Source organism: Bacillus sp. ABA4_010 (genome assembly GCF_056159105.1).
The window spans coordinates 2,729,809-2,755,962 of the sequence record NZ_JBSWUN010000003.1; the positions used below are offsets into that span (position 1 = coordinate 2,729,809).

Below are 26,154 nucleotides of genomic sequence, written 5' to 3' on the forward strand. Positions count from 1 at the left end.
CGTTTGCTTTAAATATATGAATTAACGAATAAAGATAGAAGATTTATTAAACAATAAAGACAAGATTCTTAAGTAAAAGGGGGATTTTTGCTCTATGCCAAAGCATCTATTGCTTTTCACCGTTCTTCTCTCTTATCTTTTGTCAGCTTGTACGATGAATCAACGGTCGGTTGAAGAAAATCAAAATCAGTCAGAGTTGATTCGTGTGAAAAACAGCGCACCGGAACAAATTCAGCAGCGCTCTGCACAAGACATTTCACGGCATCTTGTTCAACTGGCCACACGTGTTCCAAATGTTAACGATGCAACGGCGATTGTTGTCGGGAAATACGCATTGGTCGGAATTGATGTAGATGCCAAATTAGAGCGCTCTGAAGTAGGCTCAATTAAATACTCAGTGGCAGAAAGCTTAAAGAAAGACCCATTTGGAGCTAACGCTATCGTTATCGCTGATCCTGACACATATGCCCGCTTACAGGAAATAGGTGCTGACATTCGAGGCGGTAAACCGATTACCGGATTCCTCGAAGAGCTTGCAGATATCGCTGGACGAATCATTCCTGAAGCGGCAACCGACATTCGAAAAAATCCGTCCGAAACTGAAACTAGCGATGACCAACTGCCAGCTGGTGAACAAAAAGAGTTGAAAAAAGAACAACAAGATCAATCAAATAATCATCTCTACAAATAACAACCGTTGTTCAATATACAGATGGTTTTGAAGTGCAGGCCTCATCATAAAATTTGACGGTTATGATGAGGCCTTTTTCGTAACGTGTGTATCCTGTTAGTCGGCTTCTCTCATGGCATCCATCACTTGCTTATCAAGCCGTGCAGCTGCTGTTGGATCATACGTTTTTTCATATACAGGCTCTGCAGCAATTTTCGATCCATAAAACATAACATCTCGTACTTCTTGAATCGTTACTTCGATTAAAGCCAACTTCAATGGAACACCTTCTAAACGTTCTTGCTTTAACAAAGCGGAACCGCTGATGGAATAACATGACTCGTTAGCAATCATATTGATGACAACACCACTATGGGCTTGGATATTGCTTACAATCCTTGAACGGTTGTCGACAGCGAAATAAATGCGGGATGGGTCTTTTGCTAGCACCCAAGAAATTGCACTCACATTCGGAGAATTCGTCTCGAAATCAACGGTTGCCAATGTGACAAAACGCTCCTTTTGTAAGCTATCGAATAATGGTTCAATTAATGTTTGCTCTACTTGATTAGCCAATATAATCCCCTCCTAGTTTCTTTCTTCCCTCACGCTTATAGTACCTACTTTTTACCGGAAAAGAAACGTAAAAATTTTATGACACGAAATATTTCGAATTTTCCTCTTTAAAAGCTTTCTTCGACGAAAATAAATTGACATCCTTCTTTCTTTCCGCCCATAATCAATATATCCTTTATTTTGCATCCTTTTCTTCAAACAATGCGATGAGTGAAACCGATTTGTTCGGCAAAGATTGTCGATTGTTAGTCTTTTGCATCCTTTTATAGGAAACTGAAGAGAAATAGAAAAAATAACTGTTTTGAGGTGAAAAAATGAGAGTAAAATGTGTGCTATGTGACAAGATTGAGTCCATAGAAGATGAAACATTATTGGCTAAACGCTTGCGTAACCGCCCTATTCATACATATATGTGTTCAGATTGCTACAGCCGAATTGAAAAGCGAACAAAGGAACGAGCAGCTTCTGGGAAATTCAGCTTGTATCAACCGCGGAAAGTAGAAGAAGATTGGTAAAAATGACTGTAGCAGGGATGATGACAGGGGCGATCAGCGGCATTTTATTAGGGGTCAGTCTAAAATGGATAGAAGCAGTGACGAATAAAAAAGTGTACACTTTATTATTAAATGTCGACTTCTTCCCATGGATTGGAGACATTCAATGGTCTGAACAAATGGAATTTCTTTTTCATATGTTCATTGCTATTGTAGTAGGGGTAACTTATTCTTTCGTGGTTCAAACCTTCTCCATTCGAGCGAACGGTTCGCTACTCTTGTTAGCCGCCGCCATCACGGCTCCTACTGTCTTGTTATATTTTCCTTTGACCATTCTGGCCATTAAGGAAACACCTGCCATCAACGATTGGTTATCGTTTAGCTATTGGACGTTTGGGCATGTTTTATTTGCATTTTGCTTATTTATAACATACAGATGGACTACAAATAGGCAGAACAGCGTTAAATAAAAAAATCTCCCTTCTTACGGGGAGATTTTTTTATTTAGGGTAGTTAACATATTTTTGCGGTTCCTTCTCGATTTGATCATGCATAACATCAATTAACTCGACAGGAAATCGAAGATGTTTCTCTTCCCCATCTACTTTGTATGTCACAAAATACATGATGTCATCTTTCAGAAAAGAAATCTCCTTTACAAGATGATCTTCCGTTAACAACTGATGAAAAAACATCAATGTTTCTTGCGCTGCATCATCATCCGGTCGTGCATCAGCAACCACTTTAATCGTTAACCAATTATAGATGGCGTCTTGTACCGATTTCATCTTGACAACCCCTTGTCCGTTCCGACCGTCCAACAGCTTTTAAAGGGACATGAGAACGTGATTAGTTCGTGTTTGCTTCGTGTTTTTTCGATTGATGTAAACGAATCTTATAAATGATTAATACGAGAGCGGCAACGACTAATCCTTCTGCAACCGGTAAAAAGATACCTAAAAATGTTAAAACTGTACACCCCAAAGCAAGAAACGTATAGATGATTGCTGACTTTAAAATGGGGAGTTTTTTAGCAAATCCCAATTTATACACTAAAACAGACAGCGCAAAAATGGTCAAATACAACAGCCACATGCCGATTTCCGTGGCCTCCGGTGTGTCTCCCACCTTATAAAGAGCGGCAAAAAAGGATAAATGCTCTTTTACATCCATTTCGTCTCCCCCTCCCTTTGCTACCTTTCAACATTATTAAATTTCTGCGTATTTCTTTTTCTTCGCAATTCTTTCACGTTCATTTTTATCAAGAATTTTTTTACGAAGACGGATTGATTCAGGCGTAATCTCGCAATATTCATCTTCATTTAAATACTCAAGAGATTGCTCTAATGACATAATGCGAGGTTTTTTCATCGTTGTCGTTTGGTCTTTATTTGCTGAACGGATATTCGTTGCTTGTTTCACCTTACAAACGTTTACGACAAGGTCATTATCGCGTGTGTGTTCACCGACAATCATCCCTTCATACACTTCTGTACCTGGCTCAACGAAGATAACGCCTCGGTCTTCGATTCCCATGATTCCGTAAGTTGACGCTTTTCCTGTATCCATTGAGATTAGAACCCCTTGACGGCGTCCCCCTACTTGTCCTGCTTGCATTGGCTGATAGCTATCAAACGAGTGGTTGATGATTCCGAAACCTCTTGTTAATGATAAAAATTCTGTTGTATAACCAATTAATCCACGTGCAGGAACCATGAAAATAAGACGAACTTGTCCGCTTCCATTGTTGATCATATCAACCATTTCACCTTTACGAGCACCCATGGACTCCATAACCGAACCTGTATGTTCTTCTGGAACATCAATTTGTACGCGCTCAACAGGCTCACATCTTACCCCGTCAATTTCTCGTACGATAACTTCTGGCTTAGATACTTGAAGCTCATATCCTTCACGGCGCATGTTCTCAATTAAAATAGAAAGGTGAAGCTCTCCGCGTCCTGATACAACCCACGCATCTGGTGAATCTGTATTTTCAACACGTAAACTTACATCTGTCTCTAATTGAGCACGAAGACGTTCTTCAATTTTACGAGCAGTAACAAACTTTCCTTCACGGCCGGCAAACGGACTGTTGTTAACAAGGAATGTCATTTGTAATGTAGGCTCATCAATACGTAAAACAGGCAGTGCATCTTGATGTTCAACCGGACATACTGTTTCCCCTACGTTAATGTCTTCCATTCCGGAAACAGCAATTAAGTCTCCTGCTTTCGCTTCTTGAATTTCAATACGTTTTAATCCAAGGAAACCGAAGATTTTCGTTACGCGGAATTGTTTAACAGAACCATCTAATTTCATAAGTGCTACTTGTTGTCCGACTTTCATTGTTCCGCGGAATACGCGTCCAACTCCGATACGGCCTACATAATCATTGTAGTCTAGCATAGCAACTTGGAATTGAAGTGGCTCTTCACTGTTATCAACAGGTGCTGGAATATTTTCTGTGATTGTTTCAAATAACACATTCATGTTTTCTTCTTGTTTTGACGGATCAGAGTCTAAGCTTGCTGTTCCGTTCATCGCTGAAGCAAAGACAACTGGGAATTCCAGTTGTTCTTCATTTGCACCTAATTCAATGAATAAGTCGATAACTTCATCGACAACTTCATCTGGACGAGCAAAGTCGCGGTCAATTTTATTAACAACCACGATAGGCGTTAAGTTTTGCTCTAACGCTTTTTTCAGTACGAAGCGCGTTTGTGGCATACAACCTTCATACGCATCGACAACTAATAATACACCGTCAACCATTTTCATGATACGCTCTACCTCACCACCGAAATCGGCATGTCCAGGTGTATCTAAAATGTTGATGCGAGTATCTTTATAGTTAATCGCAGTATTTTTAGCTAAAATGGTAATACCGCGCTCACGTTCTAGATCGTTAGAATCCATTGCACGTTCCTCTACTTGTTCATTGATGCGGAACGTACCGGATTGGCGTAAAAGCTGGTCTACTAATGTTGTTTTCCCATGGTCTACGTGGGCAATAATCGCAATATTGCGTAAATCTTGACGAATCTTCACATTTTCACTCCTAATGTTCATAATAACTAACACATTATATCATAATACATGTAGAAATGCGGAATACTTTTATGTACACTTATTATATTAGTATCCGGGGAGGGACAATTGATGAAAGAATTCAAATGGATTTTTCTTATTTACTCCATTTTAGCCGCTTCGTCTATCATGGCAATTGGCGTGTTTATTGGTGAAAAAAGCATCATCGGCATTATTTTATCCATTATCGTTTTATTTATCATCATGGGCTTTGGTTTTTCAACAAAGAAAAAGATGCGGGAACGAGGAGAATTATAAAGGAAGCTTACATACTGTGGGACATTCTCCCTCCGCTTACCCTTCCCCAATCACAACGCGGGGCCCATACTGCCTGTGAATGCAGGATCAATAAGGGGACTAGATGGCAAAGTACACCTTCTAGTCCCCAACAACGAAGCTTTTATAACAGACCTCTTTATGAAAGTGGACGAACCATCATCATATATGGTGCGTTTTGTTCGTTTTCTTCTACCTTAAATTGCTCAAAACCGCACGCGGCGAAAAATTGCATCCACTTTGTACGTTCCAAAGGAACAGCGGTAAAAAGGGCATCATTTCCTTCTTTTTTATAACTGTCCGCAATCGCCTCTACAATGTTTTTTCCATACCCTTGCCTTCGAGCTTGTCCATCGACTAAAATGGTTCCAATCCAAGGTTTCTCGTTAGAGGGCGCCCAATCCACCGTAAAGGTAATACCAATCGGCTGCTCATTCTTAAACCAAACATCCCACTGCCCATTCATCATTTCATACTTTTGCATATATGTGTGCAATTCAGAAATCGAACATTCTTCCTTTTGCCATGAAGGGCTGTCTTGAATCAGCTGTTTGAAAACGAACTCATATGCGGCGTTATAAGGCTTGCAGAAAAGCGTCATGATTCACCCTTTTTTACATAATCATTTAATATCGCATCATGGAGACCTGGCTTAGCAATCAATACACTACTTTTCGTTAAAATATTGAGTGGCTCGCCATCAAGCGTCGTAGCGGTTCCTCCAACCTCTTCCACGAGAATTTTCCCTCCAGCAAAATCCCAAGGTGCTAGTCGTAGTGTAATATAAGCATCAATACGACCGGATGCGACATACGCCATTTCAATTGCTGCGGAACCATACGAGCGTGTGCCTCGAACATGGCGTACAAGTGGGGTTAACACTTCTCGGTCAATTCGCAAATTTGGCGTAACCCATGTAGAATTCAAGCCAATGACTGCTTCTTTTACTTCTACCGGCTCAAGGTCAGGAAGTTTAATATCATTCATATAAGCACCTTTCCCTTTGAAGGCGTGGTATAACTCGTCGTGTACAACATCATAAATCAAGCCGACTTTTCCTTCCCCGCTTTCGTAAATCCCGATGGAAATGGCAAAATTACGTTGCTGATGAACGAAATTCATCGTACCATCAATCGGATCAATGACCCAAATAACCCCTTCCTGTGAATCAAGCTCTTCACCAAACCCCTCTTCGCCTAGAATTCGATGAGTTGGAAACGTCGAACGAATTTTTCCAATGAGAAAACGTTCCACTTCTTGGTCCATATTTGTCACAAGGTCATTAGGATTGGATTTCGTTTGAATGAGGAGCTCTTTACTAAATGAATTTTTAATTAGTGCACCCGCTTCTTTTATCCACTGTTTTGCATATGTATCAATTTGCTCCCAATTATGTTTCATGATTTAAAAAAACCCCTTTCAGGTTTTAATGAAGTATGTAAACTAAGCTTAAAAAAACAAGGCTCGTAAATCAAGTATTCACACTCACAGAAAAAACGAACCCTTTGTAAGGTTCGCGGTATGTGATACCTGCCCACAATGCCACACTATTTCACGCTTTGTAGCTTTATCATTTCTTGACGCAGTCGCTCAAGCTTCTGCTTGCATTCTGTTTTCTTTTTTTCATTCTTTTCCACCATCGCATCATATAAAGTCGCCAATTCATAATCCATTTCTAATCGAATCACCGCAAGCCTTTTTTGACCGTCCAACTTCTTATACATATTGACCACTTGTTTCATTAGAAGTGAACCTCCTCTCACATTATTCCTAGATAGAGTTTTTAAGAGTTTTAATTTTCAGATATTTTACTGTATTCTATGAATCCTCCCTTCGACATGTAACAAAATTGTGTGTTTACCTATGAAGAAAACGAAAAGTATCCTTCATTTGACAAACTTTGAACTTTTGTGCTAATCATACATATTAGTACCTATACTCATTTTCACATGGAGGAAACATATGCAGTTTACAGGATTTTCACAAGAAGATTTTAACGTATTTCACATTGAGGGATTAGACGACCGGATGGAAGGAATAAAAGCCACCATTCGTCCAAAATTAGAATGGCTTGGCGAACAGTTTGCCCCTTCTCTTTCAGTCCTTACGGGAGATGAGATGTTTTACCACGTAGCAAAACATGCGCGTCGTACAAAAAATCCCCCTAAAGATACATGGGTCGCGTTTGCTGCGAATAAAAGGGGATATAAAATGCTCCCTCATTTCCAAATTGGCTTATGGGATACACATGTTTTCATCTCATTTGCGGTCATTTACGAAGCACCTATTAAAGAATCCTTTGGCAACACTCTTCTTGATCATACTGAAGAAGTCGAACGCATCATTCCTTCTCATTTTGTTTGGTCAAAAGACCATACACAACCTGGAGCTTTAGCGATGGCCGATTTAAAGATGGAAGACTTGCAGGAGCTCTTTACACGATTGAAAACTGTCAAAAAATCAGAGATTTTATGTGGAGTTCATATTCCAGCAGCTGAAGCAGTTGCGATGAATGAGGAAGCGTGGCTGTCTACAATTGAAAATACGTTTCATACATTGCTCCCGCTTTACAAATTAGCTCAAGCCTCTTCCTAAAAGATTAAGTGTATATTTAGTTTATTCTCAAATTTGATTTGTATGATAATTGATGCCAAAAAAAGACAAGGAGTGATTTAAAAAGCGGAAAACACCCTCTTTTTAGATCACTCCTTAAAATGAATCACAACGAAAATCAAGACATATGAAAAATGTTCTTTTAGCGAAACAGACACTAGTATGTCTACTGTTATGATACCATCAATGCTTGTCTACATTTTAACAACGGTACCTGTTGAAACATCTTTTGCCGCCTTAATCGTTCGGTAAATGGAGTAGCCGCTAATTTCTGTGAATTCATGGTCAAGTTTCTTTTCCTCGGACTTGCTTGGAACAATTTCTTTAAAGCGACGATATGCAGACATTAACTCCTCTCGCTCGACCCCTTTTTCATAAGCTTGTTCAATTTTCCCGAAAAAATTAATCACATCAACAATTTCCTCTGTGCTCCAGTCAACCAAAATTGGATATTGATACTCCATATTAAATCCTCCATCTTCTATACAATATGTATTAAACGTTTATTGTCGTAATTAGCATATCCACCAATTACTTCACCTTGATTATCATCGTGCCGACGAACTAATCATTTCATCACTACTGTATCATATTTAAACCTATTGACAAGGGCTTGTTTCCACACTTCAATGAACACATAGATGTACATTCTTGTTCAATTATTTATACGGCTTCATATATATGCAAAATTTTCTTTGCAAAGTACTCAATAGATGCTATAATTCATTTGTTTCTCAGCAAATAACTATACAATCCTTGAAGCTAACGCAATTTGTGTCTCTTATTAAAAAAGGAACGAAACGGGATGACTACAAGAATATCTTGCCCTTTCAATCAAAGAATAAGAACGCAGACTGCTTTAATAGCGATAACTGATTGAGATCCTATGCCGAGATGATGTGTCGTTCGGCATCCCATATAAGTACAAAAAATAAGAAAAGATAAAGAGGTGGATAGCAAAGTTGTCTTCACAATTTGAAACTCCGTTATTTACTGGACTAGTTGAACATGCAAAGAAAAACCCTACTCAATTCCACATTCCCGGCCATAAAAAAGGAAATGGAATGGATCCTGAATTCCGATCATTCATTGGTGAAAATGCCCTTTCCATAGATTTAATTAATATCGGCCCGCTTGATGATTTACATCAGCCAAAAGGAATGATTAAACAAGCACAAGATTTAGCAGCTGAAGCATTTGGTGCGGACCATACCTTTTTTTCTGTTCAAGGTACAAGCGGTGCCATTATGACCATGGTAATGTCTGTCTGTGGGCCTGGAGATAAAATCTTAGTTCCCCGAAATGTCCATAAGTCCGTGATGAGTGCCATTATATTTTCAGGTGCTACTCCTGTATTCATTCATCCAGAAATTGATCCTGTTCTTGGGATTTCACATGGAATTACTCCTGAATCCGTCGAAAAGGCACTAGAACAACATCCTGATGCAAAAGGAGTACTTGTTATTAATCCAACGTACTTTGGCATTGCAGGCGACCTACAAAAAATCGTCGAAATCGCTCACTCACGCAACATTCCTGTTCTCGTGGACGAGGCACATGGCGTTCATATTCACTTCCATGAAGACCTTCCTCTCTCTGCTATGCAGGCAGGAGCTGATATGGCAGCGACAAGTGTCCATAAACTTGGTGGATCGATGACGCAAAGTTCGGTTTTAAATGTACGAGAAGGACTTGTGTCGCCTAAACGTGTTCAAGCGATTTTAAGTATGCTTACAACAACCTCTACTTCTTATTTATTGCTCGCTTCGTTAGATACTGCTCGGAAACGCTTAGCGATAGAGGGTAGAGCCTTAATTGAGAAAACGATTGATTTGGCAGAAAGAACAAGAGCCCAAATTAATGAAATTGAAAATATCCGTTGTGCAGGTCGCGAGCTTTTAGGGACAGCGGCGACATATGCAATGGATCCGACAAAACTAATTATTTCTGTTAAAGATTTAGGAATTACAGGCTATGATGTAGAAAAGTGGCTTCGTGAAAAGTTTAATATTGAAGTTGAAATGTCTGACCTTTACAACATTCTTTGCATTGTCACTCCAGGCGATACAGAAAATGACTTGAGTAAGCTCGTACATGCACTTCGCGAGCTGTCAAAAGAGTTCAAAGTTCAGTCAGACAATATTGCTGTACCGACAGTTTTGTTACCGGATATTCCCGTCTTGGCTCTCACACCAAGAGATGCCTTTTATGCAGAAACAGAAGTGGTGCCATTCGAAGAATCAGCTGGTCGGATTATCGCAGAGTTCCTTATGGTGTATCCACCAGGTATTCCTATTTTTATTCCTGGTGAAATTATTACAGAGGACAACTTAACTTATATTAAAACAAATTCAGAAGCGGGACTTCCTGTTCAAGGAGCAGAAGACTACGAATTAAAGTCGTTACGTGTCATTAAAGAGCACCGTGCGATCAAATAAAAAAGCGAGCTAAACAGCTACAAAATAAAAAGATGATGGAACTGCGCATAGTTCCATCATCTTTTTTCATAAAAAAAATTCCCGCATAAAGCGAGAACGTTATCTTTATCCCCTTATCCCCTTAAATCAGTCCAAACTTTCTACATGTTCACAATCTGAACAATGACACTTTCCATATAAAGTCGTCACTTTCTCATCTTCGAAATAATCAATTGTGTTATTGCAAGTTTGACACACGATAGTTCCCATCTATAAACTCCCCTTTGCTTGAGTTTAATCATATAAATTGATACTCCCCAAAATGTAAGCGATTAACTCTTTATCTACTATTATAATATTATGACACATTTACTTTGTCAACCTAAAAATAGTATGACACATTTTAAAAAAAACGTTAAATAAATCCTTCATTTATCGAAAATGTTTTCTTTATGACACATTCCAGTCTTTCTAATAATTGAGAAGAGCTGTTATGTAAAATAAAACAAAAAAAAGGCGGGAATTCCCTGCCTTTTTCAATCATATTGTGTCTCAAATGATGCATTTGGAATACTAACTCGGAAAAACTCGGCCAAATCAGCAGCTTCTTCTTTTGTACGAATTCGGAAAACAGTTTGGAGATGATCTAAGTCTTCAATATCTTTTGAATCGAGGAGAGTAGAGCGGCCTGTTTGCATGCAAATAACAAGAGGTTTACCAAAGAACATATTCGTGTAGACAATGCCAAAGTCATAGCGTGTTTCGGTAGTCGTAAAGCCAACAAAACGAACTTTAGCATCTTCCATTTCATCATATAACTTTTCAAACAAATCCATATGAACCCTCCCTTTATGATAAGTAGTCTGAATTTTATTATAATTCATTTTCAGCATCCTTACAATATGCCTAAACAATCAATCTGTGAACAGTTTGATTGTTTACTTGCATAATACATGTATATATTTTTGTCCACATAGCAGGAATTTTCACTCCTAAACTATAATTACAGAAAAAAATGGCTAAAATCGATATAGCTGATGGAGGGATGAATATGGCGGAGAGCGCGTGTATAAAACTGAAACCAAACTCTTTGCAACAAGACATTTCGCTGGAAGAAGTCAAGCAATTGTTCGGTTATTATAAAGAGGTTATGGCTAAAACAGGGCAACAGCTTAGCTGGAGCTACGATCATTACGCTTTTCCATATGAAATGCATGATGTTACAGGAACGTTAAACAACATGTTTTATTTAAAAAGCAATCATGACAAATATTATGCATTGATTGTCCAAGTCAAAAAAGAGACACGATACAACGATGAAAACGAACCTTTAAATGAAACATGGATTGAAATTATTCTGCCTAATGGAGCAACAAATGGAGATAAAGGGAAAGCAAATGAATTCTGCAAATTTTTAGCGAAAAAACTAGCTGGGGAACTTCATCTATTTAACGGCCGAATTATGTACTTCTACAAAAGATAAAAAGCAGATGAAGGACCCGGCACCATCAACGGCTCCATACCGGGTCCTTTCCTTCGAAAAGTTTTTAGCCTCTGTAACATCATCCACTTAAAATACTGTCTGAATAATATTGGTCACTTCTTCTTTCGTAAACCCTTCCCAAAACAAGCGCCCTTTTACTAATAAATCAATATGTAAATGCATTTCCGTTCCATCTTTTTTCACTTCTCCGCTCGTACCCGAATTCCCTACAAATCCAATTAACGTATCACTAGTCACTTTGCTTCCGACTTCTAAGTCGTTTGATATACTACTCAAATGGGCAAAACGGGCTTGCACACCATTTTCATATTGGACCCATACTTGTCTTCCGCGTAGTTTATCAAGTATATAAAGAGGGGTTTTCCCATGAAGTTGGCAAATAGCTAAATCTTGTTCTCTTTCTGCCACAGTTTTATAGCCATCGTACTTTCGATCCACTCTAACAACGTTCCCCTCTCCCATCCCATATACAGGTGTCTTCTCATTAATTACAGCACCTGTTGAGTAGCTATACCAATCAAGTCCTTCGTGAACGCCTCCTCGATAAAGACGTTTTGCACCAGGAAGGTGTGAAGGATAAAGGTCTGGCTCTACTCCTTGCAGAGGAGATGCTAACATCTCTAGCTGCTTAATCACTTCCTGCTCATTATGTGTAGTTGCTTGAACAGCAGCCGTAGCTTCTGTTTGCTTTTCTTTTGCTGTCACTTTTACTTCTCCTTTCTCAATTGAGAAGAGAGCTGGAAAAGTATGTTCAAGCCAAGAGGCAGCAACATATGCTTTCTTTTCTTTTATAAAAAAATCATTGTTCCTTATCGGCTTATAATGGCCATTGTGATCTACGACAGGAACTCCTTCGATAAAGAAAAAATGTTGCTGATCTATTGTTAAACTTAATGCCCGGTCAATACTTTCGAGTGCCATATGCCCATTCAATTGTTCGGCTAACAGCTCCGCTTCTATATATAGCTCGCTCTCTTCTACTAATGCCGGAAGAACTATGCGTTCATCACGAATAGGAAGGGACTCTTGTTCCTGAGGAGACTCTGGTCCCCACAAAGTAAAAGATGCAATAATAATAATGATTGTTGCTGACAAGCCTATTAGTCTCACCTTTGTCCTCCTCGCTTTCTTATTCAAGTATCGACAGGTGAGTGGTAAACTAATCAATCATTTGTAAAATTTTTGACACAAGGAAACACTTATACTATCATTAATAGGTGGTTTATGTGATTTTGTCTTTATATTCCTCGTTTTTTCACTTGCGCACTCCACGTTCGTACATGTTCCATTCTCTTTTCCGACTTTAATTGCGCATATCAACCAGTTCAAAGTGAACACACAATACTAGAGTAAACTTGAAGGGAGTTTGATGATGCAGAAAACAACGAAAGTCTTTACTGTTTCATTCATCGTAACATTTTTATTTATTATTTGGGGGATTCTCCCGGAATCGATGATGGGTCCAGCCCACATCACGAAAGTAACAGGCAGTATCCATTCTTTTATCATTGAAAAATTTGGTTGGTATTACTTGCTGGCAGCAAGCATGTTTTTATTTTTTACTTTATTCCTTGTATTTTCTAAATACGGAAATATTAAACTCGGAAAAGATGATGATGAACCACAATATAGTTATTTAACATGGTTCGCTATGCTTTTTAGCGCAGGAATGGGAATTGGGTTAGTGTTTTGGGGTGTATCTGAACCAATGTACCACTACTATACACCGCCAATGGGAACTGGAGAAACGAACGAATCTGCACGCATGGCATTTCGCTATTCCTTTTTCCACTGGGGATTCCATCCATGGGCCATTTATTCAGTCTTGGCATTAGGGCTTGCCTATTTTCAATTCCGCAAAGGCTCGCCGCTTGTCATTAGCCGGATTTTACGTCCTGTATTAGGAGATCGCGTAGATGGAACATTAGGAATTATTATTGACTTTATCGCTGTATTTGCCACAATTTTTGGTGTCGCTACATCTTTAGGCCTTGGGGCTATTCAAATTAGCGGAGGAATTTCACATCTCGTTCCTTCTGTCCCAAACAATATTAACACACAGTTGATTATTATCGCCGTTGTAACAATTTTATTTATGCTTTCCGCTCAAACGGGACTAAATAAAGGGATTAAATATTTGAGTAACTCAAACGTTGTGCTTGCGATTTCACTTATGCTCTTTTTACTGTTTGCGAGCAAAACAAACTTCATTATGGACTTATTCGTGACAACGATTGGTTCTTATTTACAGAACCTTCCTTCTATGAGCTTCCGCTTAAGCCCATTTGAGCAAAATACGTGGGTTCAAGACTGGACTATTTTTTACTGGGCATGGTGGATTGCCTGGGCTCCATTCGTAGGAACATTTATTGCACGCATTTCCAAAGGCCGAACGATACGAGAATTTTTAATAGGGGTACTAGCTGTCCCAACCATTTTTGGCGCTTTATGGTTTTCGACCTTTGGCGGTTCTGCCGTTTACTTAGATCGCTTTGAAAACATTCCTGTGATGGATGTCATTGCCGAAAAAGGCTCTGAGGTTGCTTTATTTTACGTATTAGAGCAATTCCCGTTAGGCACATTTATGTCTGTTATTGCGATTTTCTTAATCGCTACGTTCTTTATCACATCGGCTGACTCAGCTACCTTCGTACTAGGGATGCAAACGACAGGCGGATTATTAAATCCTCCAAATATGGTAAAGTTCGTATGGGGAATCGCTCAATCAGCAATTGCGGCTATTCTTCTATACACAGGAGGGTTAGGCTCTTTACAAACAGCATCCATTATTGCAGCGTTCCCGTTTTCAATTGTGCTTATTTTAACGGCCCTATCATTGTTTAAATCATTAAAAGAAGAAAAAATAAAAAAACATTATTAAAACTCTAGTTAACTAAAAGCGGTAGTCTGAAATGAATTCATTCAGACTACCGCTTTTTTTGGCATTACAGGACTTTTAAAACAAGCTTCATCAATAGTACCATTTAATAATTTGTTCAATGCAGACAAAAATAAATAAAGAATAAATCGTAATCACTGCGGCTTTTTTTCGTCTGTGAACCATATATTGTGCCGTAATGTACGCTAAGTAAAAAAATATAAAAAACAGAATGAGCTTTGCTAACGATTCATCTCGGTGAGAGAAATGCTCAACCATTACATAACCAGTCCAGATGAGAAATTGAATCATCCATAAAACAACTTTAATGGTCATCCCCTCTTTTCTGTATAAGCTCGCTTTCATAATTCGGCACATCTTTATTTAATGAAGAAGCATTGTAGAACACTTGAGCTTCCCCTCAAAGATCTAGAAAATTTAGCATGCCCCCTCTTTCGTCATGTCGAGCTTTCTAAAGGAATTCATATATACAAATGATTCTCGCTTGTCCTTATTATAGATATGCTTTAAGATTCAACTTATTTTTCATTTTTGTAACAAATGTTTAACAGCGACAATATTTGGGAAAGCCCATGATAGAATAGAAAGAGAATCTTCGTATAACTTCTTACTAGCAAAAGCTACATACCTGATAAATAGGAACTCAAACATTCATGGAAAGAAGTGACTTGCATGGCCACTAAATTGTCCTCCATCTTTTTAACGATGATGATACTGACAAGCTGCAACAGTCCTACCAAAGAAAGCATTATGATTGAGTCCATTGAAAAACAAATATTATTATTTTCTAATGATAAAAACATAAAAGCAGAAGAGCTATATTATGATGCTATATTAGATTTGCGAGCAGAATTTCCTGAAGAATTAAAAAATATTAAAATCATTCATGACTCATCTATTCAACTTAATAATCACTATATTGAGCTTCAGCACTGCCCAGCTTTACTTATGATTGAAAATAATCAAGTGATTGCTCAAATTGAAGGAACTCTTTCGAAACAACAAATTACAGAACAATTAAAACGAACCTTAAACACAAAATAAGGTGTCAGGAACTGCATGATTTTGTGTTTTATACATACAAAAAAGCTGGAGAGTGATTCTCCAGCTTTTTTGTATGTGGTTCCTTATTTTACGATGTGAATTGGACTTCCAATCACAACTTCAGCTGCTTCCATTGTAATTTCACCAAGAGTTGGGTGAGCATGGATTGTCATTGCGACATCTTCTGCTGTCATACCCGCTTCAATAGCAAGACCAATTTCAGCAATCATGTCAGAAGCATTGGCACCAGCAATTTGTCCACCGATTAATACGCCATCTTCTTTACGAGCTACAAGCTTTAAGAAGCCGTCTGATGTATTAAGTGCAAGAGCGCGTCCGTTTGCCGCAAATGGGAACTTCGCCGCTGTTACTTCAATACCTTCTTCTTTTGCTTGTGCTTCAGTGTATCCAACAGATGCAAGTTCTGGCTCTGAGAATACAACTGCAGGAATTGCTAAGTAGTCAATCTCAGCTGCATGACCGCTAATTGCTTCAGCAGCAATTTTAGCTTCATAAGAAGCTTTATGTGCTAAAGGAGGGCCTGCAACGATATCACCAATTGCATAGATGTTAGAAACGCTTGTACGGCATTGTTGGTCAATTTCAACTACACCGCGGTCAGTCATCTTAACACCAACTTGCTCTAGGCCCATTTCATCAGTATTTGGACGACGACCAACTGTTACAAGTACATAATCTGCATCAACAGTTTTCGTTTCTCCGCCTACTTCAAATGTTACGGTTACGCCATCAGCAGTTTCTTCTACACCTTTAGCCATTGCTTTCGTGAAGATTTCAACGTTTCCTTTGTTCTTTAAGTTACGTTTTACAATTGCACTCATTTGTTTTTCAAAACCAGCTAAAATTTCATCGCCAGCTTCAACAAATGTTACTTCTGTACCGAAGTTTGCATAAGCAGTTCCAAGCTCCGTACCGATATAGCCTGCACCGATGACAACCATTTTCTTCGGTACTTCTTGTAATGCTAACGCACCAGTAGAATCAAGTACGCGTTTAGAGAATTTGAAACCAGGGATTTCGATTGGACGAGATCCTGTAGCAATAATTGCATTATTGAATTTATATGTTTGGGCAGAGTTTTCATCCATTACACGTACAGTGTTTGCATCTACAAAGTAAGCTTCACCTGATACAACGTCTACTTTGTTTCCTTTAAGAAGGCCTGCAACACCGCCAGTAAGTTTCTTAACTACGCCATTTTTGAACTCTTGAACTTTTGAAAAATCAACTGTTACGTTTTCTGCTTTAATCCCCATATCTTCGGAATGTTTTGCATTTTCGTAACGGTGACCTGCTGAGATTAATGCTTTAGAAGGAATACATCCAACGTTTAAGCATACGCCTCCAACAGTTCCTTTTTCAACAACTGTTACTTTTTGTCCTAATTGAGCTGCACGGATTGCTGCAACATATCCGCCAGGGCCTGCGCCGATGACAAGAGTATCTACTTCGATTGGGAAATCTCCTACTACCATTACATTACGCCTCCATTAATAATAATTCTGGATCGTTCAATAAACGCTTAATGTGGTTAAGAGCGTTTTGAGCTGTTGCACCATCAATCATGCGGTGATCAAAGCTTAATGATAATGCCAATACTGGAGCAATGACGATCTCGCCGTCACGAACAATCGCTTTTTCAGCAATACGGCCAATACCTAAGATCGCTACTTCAGGATGGTTGATAACTGGAGTGAACCATTGACCGCCTGCAGAACCGATATTTGTGATTGTGCAAGAAGCACCTTTCATTTCTGCTGGAGCTAATTTGCCTTCACGAGCTTTTGTTGCAAGTTCGTTAATTTCATTAGAAATTGAGAAGACAGATTTACGGTCAGCATTTTTTACAACTGGTACAAGCAAGCCTTTTTCAGTGTCAGCCGCAATACCGATGTTGTAGTAATGCTTATGAATCACTTCGTCTGTTGCATCATCGATTGATGTGTTAAACACTGGGTACTTTTGAAGAGCAGACGTTAACGCTTTTACCACATATGGTAAGAAAGTTAACTTAATGCCTTGTTCAGCCGCAATGTCTTTGAATTTCTTACGATGTGCTACAAGTTTTGTTACATCAATTTCATCCATTAACGTAACATGTGGTGCAGTATGCTTAGAGTTAACCATTGCTTTTGCGATTGCACGGCGAATTCCGCTCATTTTCTCGCGAGTTTCTGGGAACTCTCCTTCTGGTACAACTGTTGCTGCTGCAGCTTTTGGAGTTTCTGCTTGAGCTTCTTCTTTAACAGGTGCTGTTGCATCTGCTTGAGTTGTTTGTACACCGCCAGCTAAGAAGCTGTCAATGTCCGCTTTTGTAATGCGGCCGTTTTTACCAGAACCAGGAACAGCTTTAATATCAACGCCTTTTTCACGAGCATATTTACGTACAGATGGCATTGCTACTACTTTGCGGTTAGGGTCTACTGCTACTTGAGGAGCTGCACTTGCTGCTGGTGCTTCTGCTTTCGCTTCTTGCACTGTTTCAGCAACTGGTGCTGCTGCCGGAGCTTCTGCTTTTGCTTCAGCTGCTGGTGCTTCCTCTTCATGGTCACCTTTGAATTTTAAGTTTTCATAACCAGGTGCATCGAACGTTACGATAACTTGACCAACAGTTGCAACTGTACCTTCATCCACTTTTAATTCTAATACTTTTCCTTTAACTGGGGAAGGAATTTCTACAACCGCTTTATCATTTTGTACTTCTGCAAGTACATCATCTTCTCCAACTTCATCACCAGGTTTAACAAACCATTTTACGATTTCGCCTTCATGGATACCTTCACCGATATCTGGTAGTTTGAATTCAAATAACGCGCCTACTTCAGTTGCCACGAGATTCAACCTCCTAAAAATTCGTTCCAGTCATATACTGACTTGGTTTTATAAAAGTCTGCAAAAGAAAACCATGATTGTCCTCCTTTTGCAGATGATTAAGAATAAACGTTTGAATGCACTTGCTAAAAAGGAAGTACATTAGTTTTCTACCCTCCATATGGAGGGTAGAAAACTACATTAGAATGATAATACTTTTTTCGCAGTTTCCACGATGTCTTTATGGTTTGGTAACCATACGCTTTCAGCTTCTGAGAACGGGAATACTGTATCAGGTGCAGTTACACGTAATACTGGTGCTTCAAGGCTAAGAATCGCACGGTCGTTGATTTCAGCAACAACATTTGCTGCAATACCAGCTTGTTTTTGAGCTTCTTGAACAACGATTGCTCGTCCAGTTTTTTCAACAGAAGCAATGATTGCTTCAATATCTAATGGTTGAACAGTACGTAAGTCAACAACTTCTACAGAGTGACCTTCTTTTTCTAACTCTTCCGCTGCTTTTAATGAAGCGTGTACCATTGCACCGTAAGCGAAGATAGAAAGATCTGTACCTTCACGCTTTACATCTGCTTTACCGATTTCAATTGTGTACTCTCCTTCAGGAACTTCTTGACGGAAAGAACGGTAAAGTTTCATGTGCTCTAAGTATACAACCGGATCGTTATCACGGATTGCAGAAATTAAAAGACCTTTTGCGTCATATGGTGTTGAAGGGATAACAACCTTCAGACCAGGCTGAGAAGTCATTAAAAGCTCTAAGCTGTCAGCATGAAGTTCTGGTGTGTGAACACCGCCTCCGAATGGAGAACGAATTGTGACAGGAGCAGTCCAACGACCGCCAGAACGGTAGCGCATACGTGCTAATTGACCGGAAATAGAGTCAATTACTTCGTAAACGAAACCGAAGAATTGGATTTCAGGAACCGGACGGAAGCCTTTTAAGCCTAGACCGATTGCAAGACCACCGATACCTGATTCAGCAAGAGGTGTATCGAATACACGATCTTCACCGAATTCAGCTTGCAAGCCTTCAGTTGCACGGAATACTCCGCCGTTCACACCAACGTCTTCTCCGAAGAGTAGTACGTTAGGATCATTTTTTAATTCTGTGCGTAACGCATCAGTGATTGCTTGAATCATTGTCATTTGCGCCATGGCTTACTTCGACTCCTTCTCTTTGTAGATTTCAAATTGTTCTTGTAAGTTATAAGGCATTGTTTCATACATGTTAGCCATTAAATCTGTTACTTTTTGTTTTGGTTGTTCGTCAGCTTTTTTGATTGCTTCTTTAATATCTTCTTTAGCTTGCTCGATCGCTTTGTTTTCTTCTTCTTCGTTCCAGATGCCTTTTGCTTCTAAGAACTTGCGGAAACGTACAAGCGGATCTTTCTTTTCCCACTCGTTTTCTTCTTCTTTTGCACGGTAACGAGTTGGGTCATCACCAGCCATTGTATGTGGACCGTAACGGAATGTTAATGTTTCGATTAATGTAGGACCTTCACCGTTTACTGCGCGCTCACGAGCTTCACGAACCGCTGCATAAACTGCTAATGGATCCATACCGTCTACTTGGATACCAGGGATACCTGCTGCAACTGCTTTTTGAGCAATTGTACGTGCTGCAGATTGTTTTTCAACTGGAGTAGAAATCGCAAAACGGTTGTTTTGAACGATGAAAATTGCTGGAGCTTTGAACGCACCTGCAAAGTTGATACCTTCGTAGAAATCACCTTGAGACGCTCCACCGTCACCAGTGTACGTAATTGCAACTGATTTTTCACCGCGTTTTTTGATACCTAATGCTACACCCGCTGTTTGGATGTATTGAGCACCGATAATAATTTGTGGAGAAAGTGCATTCATATCAGCCGGGAATTGATTTCCGTGGAAATGTCCGCGAGAGAATAAGAATGCTTGGTATAATGGAAGACCGTGCCAAATTAATTGTGGTACATCACGGTAACCAGGTAATACGAAGTCTTCTTTTTCTAAAGCAAAGTGTGAAGCAATTTGAGATGCTTCTTGTCCAGCAGTTGGTGCGTAGAAACCTAAACGACCTTGACGGTTTAATGAAATTGAACGTTGGTCAAGGATACGAGTGTACACCATGCGGCGCATTAATTCTTTTAATTGATCATCACTTAAGTCAGGCATTGCTGCTTCGTTAACAACTTCGCCCTCTTCATTTAAAATTTGGAATGTTTGGAACTGCTCTGCAATTTTATCAAATTGCTTCTTTACATCAACAATAGCTTTTTTCGTTTTAGCAGCCATCTAAGTCACCTCTTCCTTTCATTTGCGGTTGGGTAATTTCTTGTTGCTAGCCATACTTAAACATACATTGATTAGAATAACCAATTTAAATTATTAAAAGTCATACTTTTATTAGCTAGCATTTAAAAAAGGAGCCGATTTTGGACTACACATTATGTATTCCCTGACGATTCCATAGAAAACATCTCAGTAAAAGGAATGTTTCTGAAAATCCTATTAAAAAGAATCTGTATTAATTGTCGTATAAAAACGATTAATACACCTTCTCATTTCAACGATTAGTTTACACCATTCCAAAATGGTTCGTCAACGCTTTTGCATCAATATTTCTTTTTATTTTGAAAGCGCCTTGCAAAAAATATACAATTCCCTCTCTGTACTAATACAACTACAGTTTCTGTACTATATGTTTTATAATAACCCTTTCTTTTTTTCTGCCCCATTACTTCTTGCTGTACAAATGGAATTTCCCACCTGACCTTTCACTTCATGGTTCTATCCAATTCTATAGCTGATGATTGTTAGAAACGATCGCATCCGTTATCCTACGTCAAAAAGTCCAACAAAAAAAGTCCTTGCATTTATTGCTCAGACTTTTTTTGATCATCTTTTACGACTTCGAGTCCCGCTTTTTTGTATAAGGCACTCTTCATATCGTTATATTGCTTTGTCAAATCGTTAAACTCTTCATTTGCTTCTATAATTTGTTCGTATGTTTTGTTGATGTCTGTAATTTGCTTTTCCAGTTCCTCTAGCTTAACGTCCTCTTGCTTGAACATTTCATACAATTCACGGTCTAGTTCAATCGCTTTTTCATATTTTTGATGAAGGGCATCATAGCTGCCATAACGTTTGTTCATAAGAGCAATGAGGGACTCTGCTTCTTTTTTGTACGGTTCTTCCTCAAGCTTCTCCATTAGCTCCACTGCTTCTTGAAACTTTTCTTTTGAAGCGTCCATGCTCTTTTTTTCTTCATCCATGCGTTCTTCTCGTTCGTCCACAATCTCTAATGCTTCCTCTGCAAGACGCTGAATCTGTTTATGTTCTTTCATTCCAAGTGAAATAATCTCATCATATTTTTGCTTTTCATTCTTTTCCAGCTCTACTAGCGGCTCTTGCTGCTTGGAAAACTGTTTTTCCGATGTTACTACGGCTTCCAATGCTTTATAAATGTCAATTTGAGGCGTAGAGTCGGCACAAGCCGTCAACCCAAATACAATGGTGATTAACAAACTGATTTTCTTCATTTTATTTACGTACTGCACAATACAAAAGCCTCCCTTATTTATGTTAAACATTATACTATAAAAATAGAAAAATAGGGGCTTTTATCTGTAATTCATCGCTTATTATACGTTTTTCTCTTCACAAAAAATCCGCTTGCAACATACTGTATATTAGCCTGTATGATTCGCAGCAAATACAGGAAGATATTTGAATAAGGAGGTACATCGTATGTACGGGTACGGATATGATTGTGGGTATGGGTATGATTGCGGGTACGGATACGGAGCCAACACATGTGGTAACAGCTTTGTATTAATCGTTGTTCTTTTCATTCTGCTTATCATTATCGGAGCAGTTGTTTGCTAAACGAAAGCGGTCCTTCCGGATCGCTTTCGTCTTCTCATCATTGCTTTCATAATGACTTTTACATATGGTTTTGTTAGACTAATTTTATATGCGCTCGTTTGTATAGGAGGTTTAAATAATGATTACAATGAAAGATATTATTAAAGAAGGTCACCCGACATTACGGGAGAAAGCAGAGGAAGTGCCATTACCGGCTTCTGTTGAAAATAAAGAAATCCTTCAAAACATGATCGAATACGTCATAAATAGTCAAAATCCTGAAATAGCTGAGAAATATGGATTACGACCTGGAATTGGTTTAGCAGCACCTCAAATAAATGTACCAAAAAGAATGATTGCGGTGCACGTTACAGATGAAAAAGGGACGCTTTACAGCTACGCATTATTCAACCCGAAAATCGTTAGTCACTCTGTGGAAAAAACATACCTTTCAGGCGGAGAGGGATGTCTCTCTGTTGATCGTGACGTACCAGGATACGTCCCCCGCTATTCACGCGTCACCGTCACCGGGACTACTTTAGATGGAGAAGATGTGAAACTGCGCTTAAAAGGCTTACCTGCTATCGTATTTCAACATGAAATTGATCATTTAAACGGCATTATGTTTTATGATCACATCAATGAGGAAAATCCATTTCAGCCACCGACAGATGCCGAACCATTTGATCGATAACATCTGATAAAGGTCAGCTTTCTCGTGCTGAGCAGGCCGAGAACGATTTTTCCTGAAAGGACCTATCACTGAACCCTAAATGTTCAGGATGGGTCCTTTTCTTCTTTATCCTTGTTGATGAATAAATAAACAGCTTGATCGACATCGCTGCTTTCATGCAAATGAAAGTGAGTTAGCGGAAACGAAGCAGTTTTCACATTTGGAGAAAATTCCCGTAAATATAAAGCACTCTTTTCCGTTACCGAGCCATCTCCTCTTTCGTCTCCCATTTGCTCCGAATAACCAGCAATAGAGAAAATACGAACGTTGTATTCGTTTAAATGCCTCAACTTCTCATGAAGGCGCTGTAATGCATAAGACCCTTCACGCAAATCTTTTGCTGCAGGGGTATTCATCGCTTCCTTCGCTTTCGGATATTGTTCTACAAGGTGACTGATATTCAGGCCCACGACAGGGGTACCGAGTGTCACCAGCTTTTCTACATCAGGGTAGAAAGCCTGCGATGAATAGTCCGTTATATACTTTAAAGCAGCAAGACCGCCCATACTATGAGCAAGGATTGCAATCTGCTCTGTTTGATATTCCTGTCCCACTACGGCAGCAATTTGTGCTAGCCATTTCCCTTGTTTCTCTAGACTAGCCGTATTCTCTTCAAAAATGACATGCGTAAGCGGCATAGAACCTGATGCTGGTCTTTTAGCTCTCTCCCACTTCAATATTCCGTTTTTATCAACTCTACATGTTGCTACGTGTATGCCTTGCTTATTGGACTCAAATCGTTTCAGCATGCCCGCCATCGATTGCTCTGTTCCCCGAAAGCCATGAATGACTAAAACCGGCTTCTCCTTTTGCCTCTTTACTTCTCCTTTTTCCATTTGAAAGAAAAAAATCATCACTCCCAGGAAAAAAATGATAAAAAAGATTGCTCTCACCCAGCTTCACCTACAGTTTTATGTTCCACTTTTCCGTTTATTTTCTCTCTTGTCAAAAAGGGATGAAACCTTTGAACTAAAGTTTCATCCCCGCGTTGATTGAAAATTATTGATACATATTTAACTACCTGTTTTGGCTATTATTTTAACAGTCCCACAAGTTCCAACCCATGTAAAATGCCGTCTTCATCTACATTTTTCGTCACATACTTGGCAACCTTTTTAACGGAATCGTGGGCATTGCCCATTGCAATTCCATTTCCTACATATTGTAGCATTTCAATATCATTTAACCCGTCGCCAAATGCATACACTTGATCTTTTGTGAATCCAAGCTTTTCAATCGCCTTTTCAATCCCTCGGGCTTTAGACCCGCCAAATGGAAGTACATCTGTAGAGTACTCATGCCAGCGGATGAAATGGAAATCTTTAAACTCATCCTTATACGGTGTTTCTTCCCCACCTGTACAAAATAAAAGGGACTGATAAATTTCCCTTTCTTTAAAATAGTGAGGATCAAGCTCAGGGTGAGTAAATTTTAGTGCCCCTAAGCTTTCTTCAATATGCGAATGATGTTCAACTGTTGCCTTCATTGATTCATGATCCATATAGACAAGAGGGTGCCCACTTTGAACCGCCGTCTCAGTTAAAGACATTAACACTTCAGTGTTTAACGGATTTTTATAAATAACCTCATCGTTTAGGACGACGTATTGTCCGTTAAAACTAATAAACGAGTTAATTCCAAGTTCTTCCCGTAGCTCAGGAAACATGAACGGTGCACGCCCCGTCGCAATCGCCACCTCATGTCCAGCTTCTTTTAATGCTTCAATCGCTTGTTTTGTAGAAGTAGGAAGATTCTTATCATGATTCAATAATGTCCCGTCAATATCAAAAAAAATCATACTACGCTTTTCCATTTTCATCACCTGCTCATTGTGTGTTTTCTTCTAAATACCATACCTCTTGATGAAGAAAGCCTTTTTGCCCGTGAGGCTAAATAAATACCGAATAAAATAAATAGTAGTCCAAACAACATTTGCCCTGTCACAGCTTCCTCAAGCAATATATATCCCCACATAATGGCCATACCTGGGACGATATACGTGACAATCGCGGCAAAATCTGGGCCTCCTTCTTTCACCATAAAATAGTATAACAAATAAGCAATGCCTGAACCAAGAATCCCTAACCCGCCTAAAGACAAAATTGCTGTAGAAGAATACGAGAAAACGAGTTCTGACGGGTTTGTTACTAATAAAAGCATAAATGTCACAAGCGAAGCAACCGTCAGTGTACTAAACGAGGTATACGTAACGCTCATGTTGTGCAGATAGCGTTTTGAGAGCTGCGCACCTAATCCATAGCAAAAAGCGGCCCCGAGCATCCCTACAGCCCCTTGGATATTTTGATTCAGCAAATCACTAAAATTAACATCTACTAAAAGGACAATCCCAACAAATCCTGTTATAATCCCTAACCACTGCGCCTTATACAAAGTTTGAGCAAAAAAGAAAAAGCCAATCAATACTGTAAAAATAGGAGTCGTTGCATTAAGCATAGATGCCATGCTGCTTGTAATACTCAATTCACTATAAGAAATGAATAAAAACGGAAGAGCATTATTAAATAAGCCAACAAAAAATACTGGAATGAAAGGAATACTGTTGAACGAAATCCGTTCTCGTTTGACTAAAATAAGGAGCAACAGGGTTGCCGCTCCAAATAAGCAACGCCAAAACACTAACCCGACGGGACTCATTTCACCTAATAGTAACTTAATAAATAAAAAGGACATTCCCCAAATTGTACTCAATAGTAATAAAGCACCGTAAAGTTTCCCCATTTGCTTTTCCCTTCTATCATATGTTTTAGACTGAAACTTTTTGAAGTGGGAAAGATAACACGAATCCCCCTAAAATGTATAAAAAATACAAAATATTGTCAAATTAATAATATCTATATTCAACAGGAAGTCTCCTTCTTTTGTATAAAAAAGTGATAATTCCTCTTCGTACACATTCCAAATATAACCACGAAATTTTTTTCACTATCAACACATACTAAAAATACAAAACATACAGAGACAGCATTTCAATAAGGAGTTGAGATTGTCTTGCTGAAACGTTTAAGAAAAAAATTATTAAATCGCTGGAATGAACTTCTTCGAAAGAAAACAATCGCATAATGAAAAAAAGGCTGACTGAAAATTATCTTTTTCAGTCAGTTACGTAAAAAAGATT

General features: G+C 39.0%; 31 protein-coding genes. 11 read left to right on the forward strand and 20 right to left on the reverse strand.

The window, feature by feature from the left end:
• Nucleotides 1-94: 94 nt before the first annotated feature.
• Complete coding sequence (locus ACXAEO_RS14715) at nucleotides 95-691, forward strand: YhcN/YlaJ family sporulation lipoprotein (RefSeq protein ID WP_474882352.1); 597 nt, start codon at nucleotides 95-97, stop codon at nucleotides 689-691.
• A gap of 96 nt (nucleotides 692-787) precedes the next feature.
• Here the strand turns inward: ACXAEO_RS14715 and ACXAEO_RS14720 are convergent, their stop codons facing one another.
• On the reverse strand, nucleotides 788-1,246 hold the full coding sequence (locus ACXAEO_RS14720) for a pyridoxamine 5'-phosphate oxidase family protein (RefSeq protein WP_474882354.1): 459 nt from the start codon (nucleotides 1,244-1,246) through the stop codon (nucleotides 788-790).
• Between the two features lie 314 nt (nucleotides 1,247-1,560).
• Between ACXAEO_RS14720 and ACXAEO_RS14725 the strand changes: the two genes are divergently transcribed.
• Complete coding sequence (locus ACXAEO_RS14725; RefSeq protein ID WP_474882357.1) at nucleotides 1,561-1,761, forward strand: YlaI family protein; 201 nt, start codon at nucleotides 1,561-1,563, stop codon at nucleotides 1,759-1,761.
• A 2-nt stretch (nucleotides 1,762-1,763) separates the two neighbouring features.
• Nucleotides 1,764-2,210 carry a hypothetical protein gene (locus tag ACXAEO_RS14730; protein WP_474882359.1) on the forward strand — a complete coding sequence of 149 codons (447 nt, stop codon included), beginning with the start codon at nucleotides 1,764-1,766 and terminating at the stop codon, nucleotides 2,208-2,210.
• A 30-nt stretch (nucleotides 2,211-2,240) separates the two neighbouring features.
• On the opposite strand, the gene ACXAEO_RS14735 is transcribed toward ACXAEO_RS14730, so the two are convergent.
• The 3 genes from ACXAEO_RS14735 to typA all read right to left on the reverse strand — a co-directional run bounded on the left by ACXAEO_RS14735 (nucleotide 2,241) and on the right by typA (nucleotide 4,791).
• Nucleotides 2,241-2,528 carry a hypothetical protein gene (locus tag ACXAEO_RS14735; protein WP_474882362.1) on the reverse strand — a complete coding sequence of 96 codons (288 nt, stop codon included), beginning with the start codon at nucleotides 2,526-2,528 and terminating at the stop codon, nucleotides 2,241-2,243.
• 61 nt (nucleotides 2,529-2,589) lie between these two features.
• Nucleotides 2,590-2,913 carry a YlaH-like family protein gene (locus ACXAEO_RS14740; protein ID WP_474882364.1) on the reverse strand — a complete coding sequence of 108 codons (324 nt, stop codon included), beginning with the start codon at nucleotides 2,911-2,913 and terminating at the stop codon, nucleotides 2,590-2,592.
• 36 nt (nucleotides 2,914-2,949) lie between these two features.
• A complete protein-coding gene (typA, locus tag ACXAEO_RS14745) occupies nucleotides 2,950-4,791 on the reverse strand; it encodes a translational GTPase TypA (protein ID WP_474882367.1) in 1,842 nt (613 codons plus the stop codon).
• A 111-nt stretch (nucleotides 4,792-4,902) separates the two neighbouring features.
• Here typA and ACXAEO_RS14750 point away from each other — a divergent pair, with 111 nt between their 5' ends.
• Nucleotides 4,903-5,088, forward strand: coding sequence for a YlaF family protein (locus tag ACXAEO_RS14750; protein ID WP_474882369.1), 186 nt, complete (start codon nucleotides 4,903-4,905; stop codon nucleotides 5,086-5,088).
• Nucleotides 5,089-5,245: 157 nt separating this feature from the next.
• Here the strand turns inward: ACXAEO_RS14750 and ACXAEO_RS14755 are convergent, their stop codons facing one another.
• From ACXAEO_RS14755 to ACXAEO_RS14765, 3 genes are all read right to left on the reverse strand, one after another.
• Entirely contained in the window at nucleotides 5,246-5,707 is a 462-nt protein-coding gene (locus ACXAEO_RS14755) for a GNAT family N-acetyltransferase (RefSeq protein WP_474882371.1), read from the reverse strand.
• Nucleotides 5,704-6,507, reverse strand: coding sequence for an inositol monophosphatase family protein (locus ACXAEO_RS14760; RefSeq protein WP_474882373.1), 804 nt, complete (start codon nucleotides 6,505-6,507; stop codon nucleotides 5,704-5,706). Before ACXAEO_RS14760 ends, ACXAEO_RS14755 begins: the two co-directional genes overlap by 4 nt.
• Before the next feature lie 146 nt (nucleotides 6,508-6,653).
• Complete coding sequence (locus ACXAEO_RS14765) at nucleotides 6,654-6,848, reverse strand: hypothetical protein (RefSeq protein ID WP_474882375.1); 195 nt, start codon at nucleotides 6,846-6,848, stop codon at nucleotides 6,654-6,656.
• A 220-nt stretch (nucleotides 6,849-7,068) separates the two neighbouring features.
• Here ACXAEO_RS14765 and ACXAEO_RS14770 point away from each other — a divergent pair, with 220 nt between their 5' ends.
• Complete coding sequence (locus ACXAEO_RS14770; protein WP_474882377.1) at nucleotides 7,069-7,701, forward strand: YktB family protein; 633 nt, start codon at nucleotides 7,069-7,071, stop codon at nucleotides 7,699-7,701.
• A gap of 212 nt (nucleotides 7,702-7,913) precedes the next feature.
• Here the strand turns inward: ACXAEO_RS14770 and ACXAEO_RS14775 are convergent, their stop codons facing one another.
• Complete coding sequence (locus ACXAEO_RS14775) at nucleotides 7,914-8,183, reverse strand: UPF0223 family protein (RefSeq protein ID WP_474882379.1); 270 nt, start codon at nucleotides 8,181-8,183, stop codon at nucleotides 7,914-7,916.
• Nucleotides 8,184-8,681: 498 nt separating this feature from the next.
• Here ACXAEO_RS14775 and ACXAEO_RS14780 point away from each other — a divergent pair, with 498 nt between their 5' ends.
• Nucleotides 8,682-10,157: an aminotransferase class I/II-fold pyridoxal phosphate-dependent enzyme gene (locus ACXAEO_RS14780; RefSeq protein WP_474882381.1), complete on the forward strand. Its 1,476-nt coding sequence runs from the start codon at nucleotides 8,682-8,684 to the stop codon at nucleotides 10,155-10,157.
• 126 nt (nucleotides 10,158-10,283) lie between these two features.
• Here ACXAEO_RS14780 and ACXAEO_RS14785 read toward each other — a convergent pair whose 3' ends face one another.
• Both ACXAEO_RS14785 and ACXAEO_RS14790 read right to left on the reverse strand, forming a co-directional pair.
• A complete protein-coding gene (locus tag ACXAEO_RS14785; protein WP_474882383.1) occupies nucleotides 10,284-10,406 on the reverse strand; it encodes a GapA-binding peptide SR1P in 123 nt (40 codons plus the stop codon).
• A 266-nt stretch (nucleotides 10,407-10,672) separates the two neighbouring features.
• The gene (locus tag ACXAEO_RS14790) at nucleotides 10,673-10,972 is read right to left on the reverse strand and encodes a DUF3055 domain-containing protein (RefSeq protein WP_474882385.1); all 300 of its coding nucleotides are present in this window, start codon (nucleotides 10,970-10,972) and stop codon (nucleotides 10,673-10,675) included.
• A 215-nt stretch (nucleotides 10,973-11,187) separates the two neighbouring features.
• Here ACXAEO_RS14790 and ACXAEO_RS14795 point away from each other — a divergent pair, with 215 nt between their 5' ends.
• Nucleotides 11,188-11,619 carry a DUF1885 family protein gene (locus ACXAEO_RS14795; RefSeq protein WP_474882387.1) on the forward strand — a complete coding sequence of 144 codons (432 nt, stop codon included), beginning with the start codon at nucleotides 11,188-11,190 and terminating at the stop codon, nucleotides 11,617-11,619.
• Between the two features lie 87 nt (nucleotides 11,620-11,706).
• On the opposite strand, the gene ACXAEO_RS14800 is transcribed toward ACXAEO_RS14795, so the two are convergent.
• Nucleotides 11,707-12,750: a M23 family metallopeptidase gene (locus ACXAEO_RS14800; protein WP_474882389.1), complete on the reverse strand. Its 1,044-nt coding sequence runs from the start codon at nucleotides 12,748-12,750 to the stop codon at nucleotides 11,707-11,709.
• Nucleotides 12,751-13,012: 262 nt separating this feature from the next.
• Here ACXAEO_RS14800 and ACXAEO_RS14805 point away from each other — a divergent pair, with 262 nt between their 5' ends.
• Nucleotides 13,013-14,521, forward strand: coding sequence for a glycine betaine uptake BCCT transporter (locus tag ACXAEO_RS14805; protein ID WP_474884183.1), 1,509 nt, complete (start codon nucleotides 13,013-13,015; stop codon nucleotides 14,519-14,521).
• 90 nt (nucleotides 14,522-14,611) lie between these two features.
• Here ACXAEO_RS14805 and ACXAEO_RS14810 read toward each other — a convergent pair whose 3' ends face one another.
• Nucleotides 14,612-14,884, reverse strand: coding sequence for a hypothetical protein (locus tag ACXAEO_RS14810; RefSeq protein WP_474882391.1), 273 nt, complete (start codon nucleotides 14,882-14,884; stop codon nucleotides 14,612-14,614).
• Between the two features lie 327 nt (nucleotides 14,885-15,211).
• On the opposite strand from ACXAEO_RS14810, the gene ACXAEO_RS14815 reads away from it, so the two are divergent.
• Complete coding sequence (locus ACXAEO_RS14815) at nucleotides 15,212-15,583, forward strand: hypothetical protein (protein ID WP_474882393.1); 372 nt, start codon at nucleotides 15,212-15,214, stop codon at nucleotides 15,581-15,583.
• Between the two features lie 83 nt (nucleotides 15,584-15,666).
• On the opposite strand, the gene lpdA is transcribed toward ACXAEO_RS14815, so the two are convergent.
• From lpdA to ACXAEO_RS14840, 5 genes are all read right to left on the reverse strand, one after another.
• A complete protein-coding gene (gene lpdA, locus ACXAEO_RS14820; RefSeq protein WP_474882396.1) occupies nucleotides 15,667-17,079 on the reverse strand; it encodes a dihydrolipoyl dehydrogenase in 1,413 nt (470 codons plus the stop codon).
• A gap of 4 nt (nucleotides 17,080-17,083) precedes the next feature.
• A complete protein-coding gene (locus ACXAEO_RS14825; protein WP_474882398.1) occupies nucleotides 17,084-18,436 on the reverse strand; it encodes a dihydrolipoamide acetyltransferase family protein in 1,353 nt (450 codons plus the stop codon).
• 180 nt (nucleotides 18,437-18,616) lie between these two features.
• Complete coding sequence (locus ACXAEO_RS14830; protein WP_474882400.1) at nucleotides 18,617-19,594, reverse strand: alpha-ketoacid dehydrogenase subunit beta; 978 nt, start codon at nucleotides 19,592-19,594, stop codon at nucleotides 18,617-18,619.
• A gap of 3 nt (nucleotides 19,595-19,597) precedes the next feature.
• Nucleotides 19,598-20,713, reverse strand: a complete 1,116-nt coding sequence (gene pdhA / locus ACXAEO_RS14835; protein ID WP_474882402.1) for a pyruvate dehydrogenase (acetyl-transferring) E1 component subunit alpha — start codon at nucleotides 20,711-20,713, stop codon at nucleotides 19,598-19,600.
• 581 nt (nucleotides 20,714-21,294) lie between these two features.
• Nucleotides 21,295-21,978 carry a YkyA family protein gene (locus ACXAEO_RS14840; protein WP_474882405.1) on the reverse strand — a complete coding sequence of 228 codons (684 nt, stop codon included), beginning with the start codon at nucleotides 21,976-21,978 and terminating at the stop codon, nucleotides 21,295-21,297.
• 190 nt (nucleotides 21,979-22,168) lie between these two features.
• Here ACXAEO_RS14840 and ACXAEO_RS14845 point away from each other — a divergent pair, with 190 nt between their 5' ends.
• Nucleotides 22,169-22,306: a YjcZ family sporulation protein gene (locus ACXAEO_RS14845; RefSeq protein ID WP_474882407.1), complete on the forward strand. Its 138-nt coding sequence runs from the start codon at nucleotides 22,169-22,171 to the stop codon at nucleotides 22,304-22,306.
• 118 nt (nucleotides 22,307-22,424) lie between these two features.
• Nucleotides 22,425-22,979, forward strand: a complete 555-nt coding sequence (gene def, locus ACXAEO_RS14850) for a peptide deformylase (protein ID WP_474882409.1) — start codon at nucleotides 22,425-22,427, stop codon at nucleotides 22,977-22,979.
• Nucleotides 22,980-23,062: 83 nt separating this feature from the next.
• Here the strand turns inward: def and ACXAEO_RS14855 are convergent, their stop codons facing one another.
• The 3 genes from ACXAEO_RS14855 to ACXAEO_RS14865 form a co-directional block, all read right to left on the reverse strand.
• Nucleotides 23,063-23,872 (reverse strand): alpha/beta hydrolase, encoded by an 810-nt coding sequence (locus ACXAEO_RS14855; protein ID WP_474882412.1) that lies wholly within the window; start codon nucleotides 23,870-23,872, stop codon nucleotides 23,063-23,065.
• Nucleotides 23,873-24,051: 179 nt separating this feature from the next.
• Complete coding sequence (locus ACXAEO_RS14860) at nucleotides 24,052-24,831, reverse strand: Cof-type HAD-IIB family hydrolase (RefSeq protein ID WP_474882414.1); 780 nt, start codon at nucleotides 24,829-24,831, stop codon at nucleotides 24,052-24,054.
• A gap of 5 nt (nucleotides 24,832-24,836) precedes the next feature.
• Nucleotides 24,837-25,757 carry a DMT family transporter gene (locus tag ACXAEO_RS14865; protein ID WP_474882417.1) on the reverse strand — a complete coding sequence of 307 codons (921 nt, stop codon included), beginning with the start codon at nucleotides 25,755-25,757 and terminating at the stop codon, nucleotides 24,837-24,839.
• Nucleotides 25,758-26,154 lie beyond the last annotated feature (397 nt).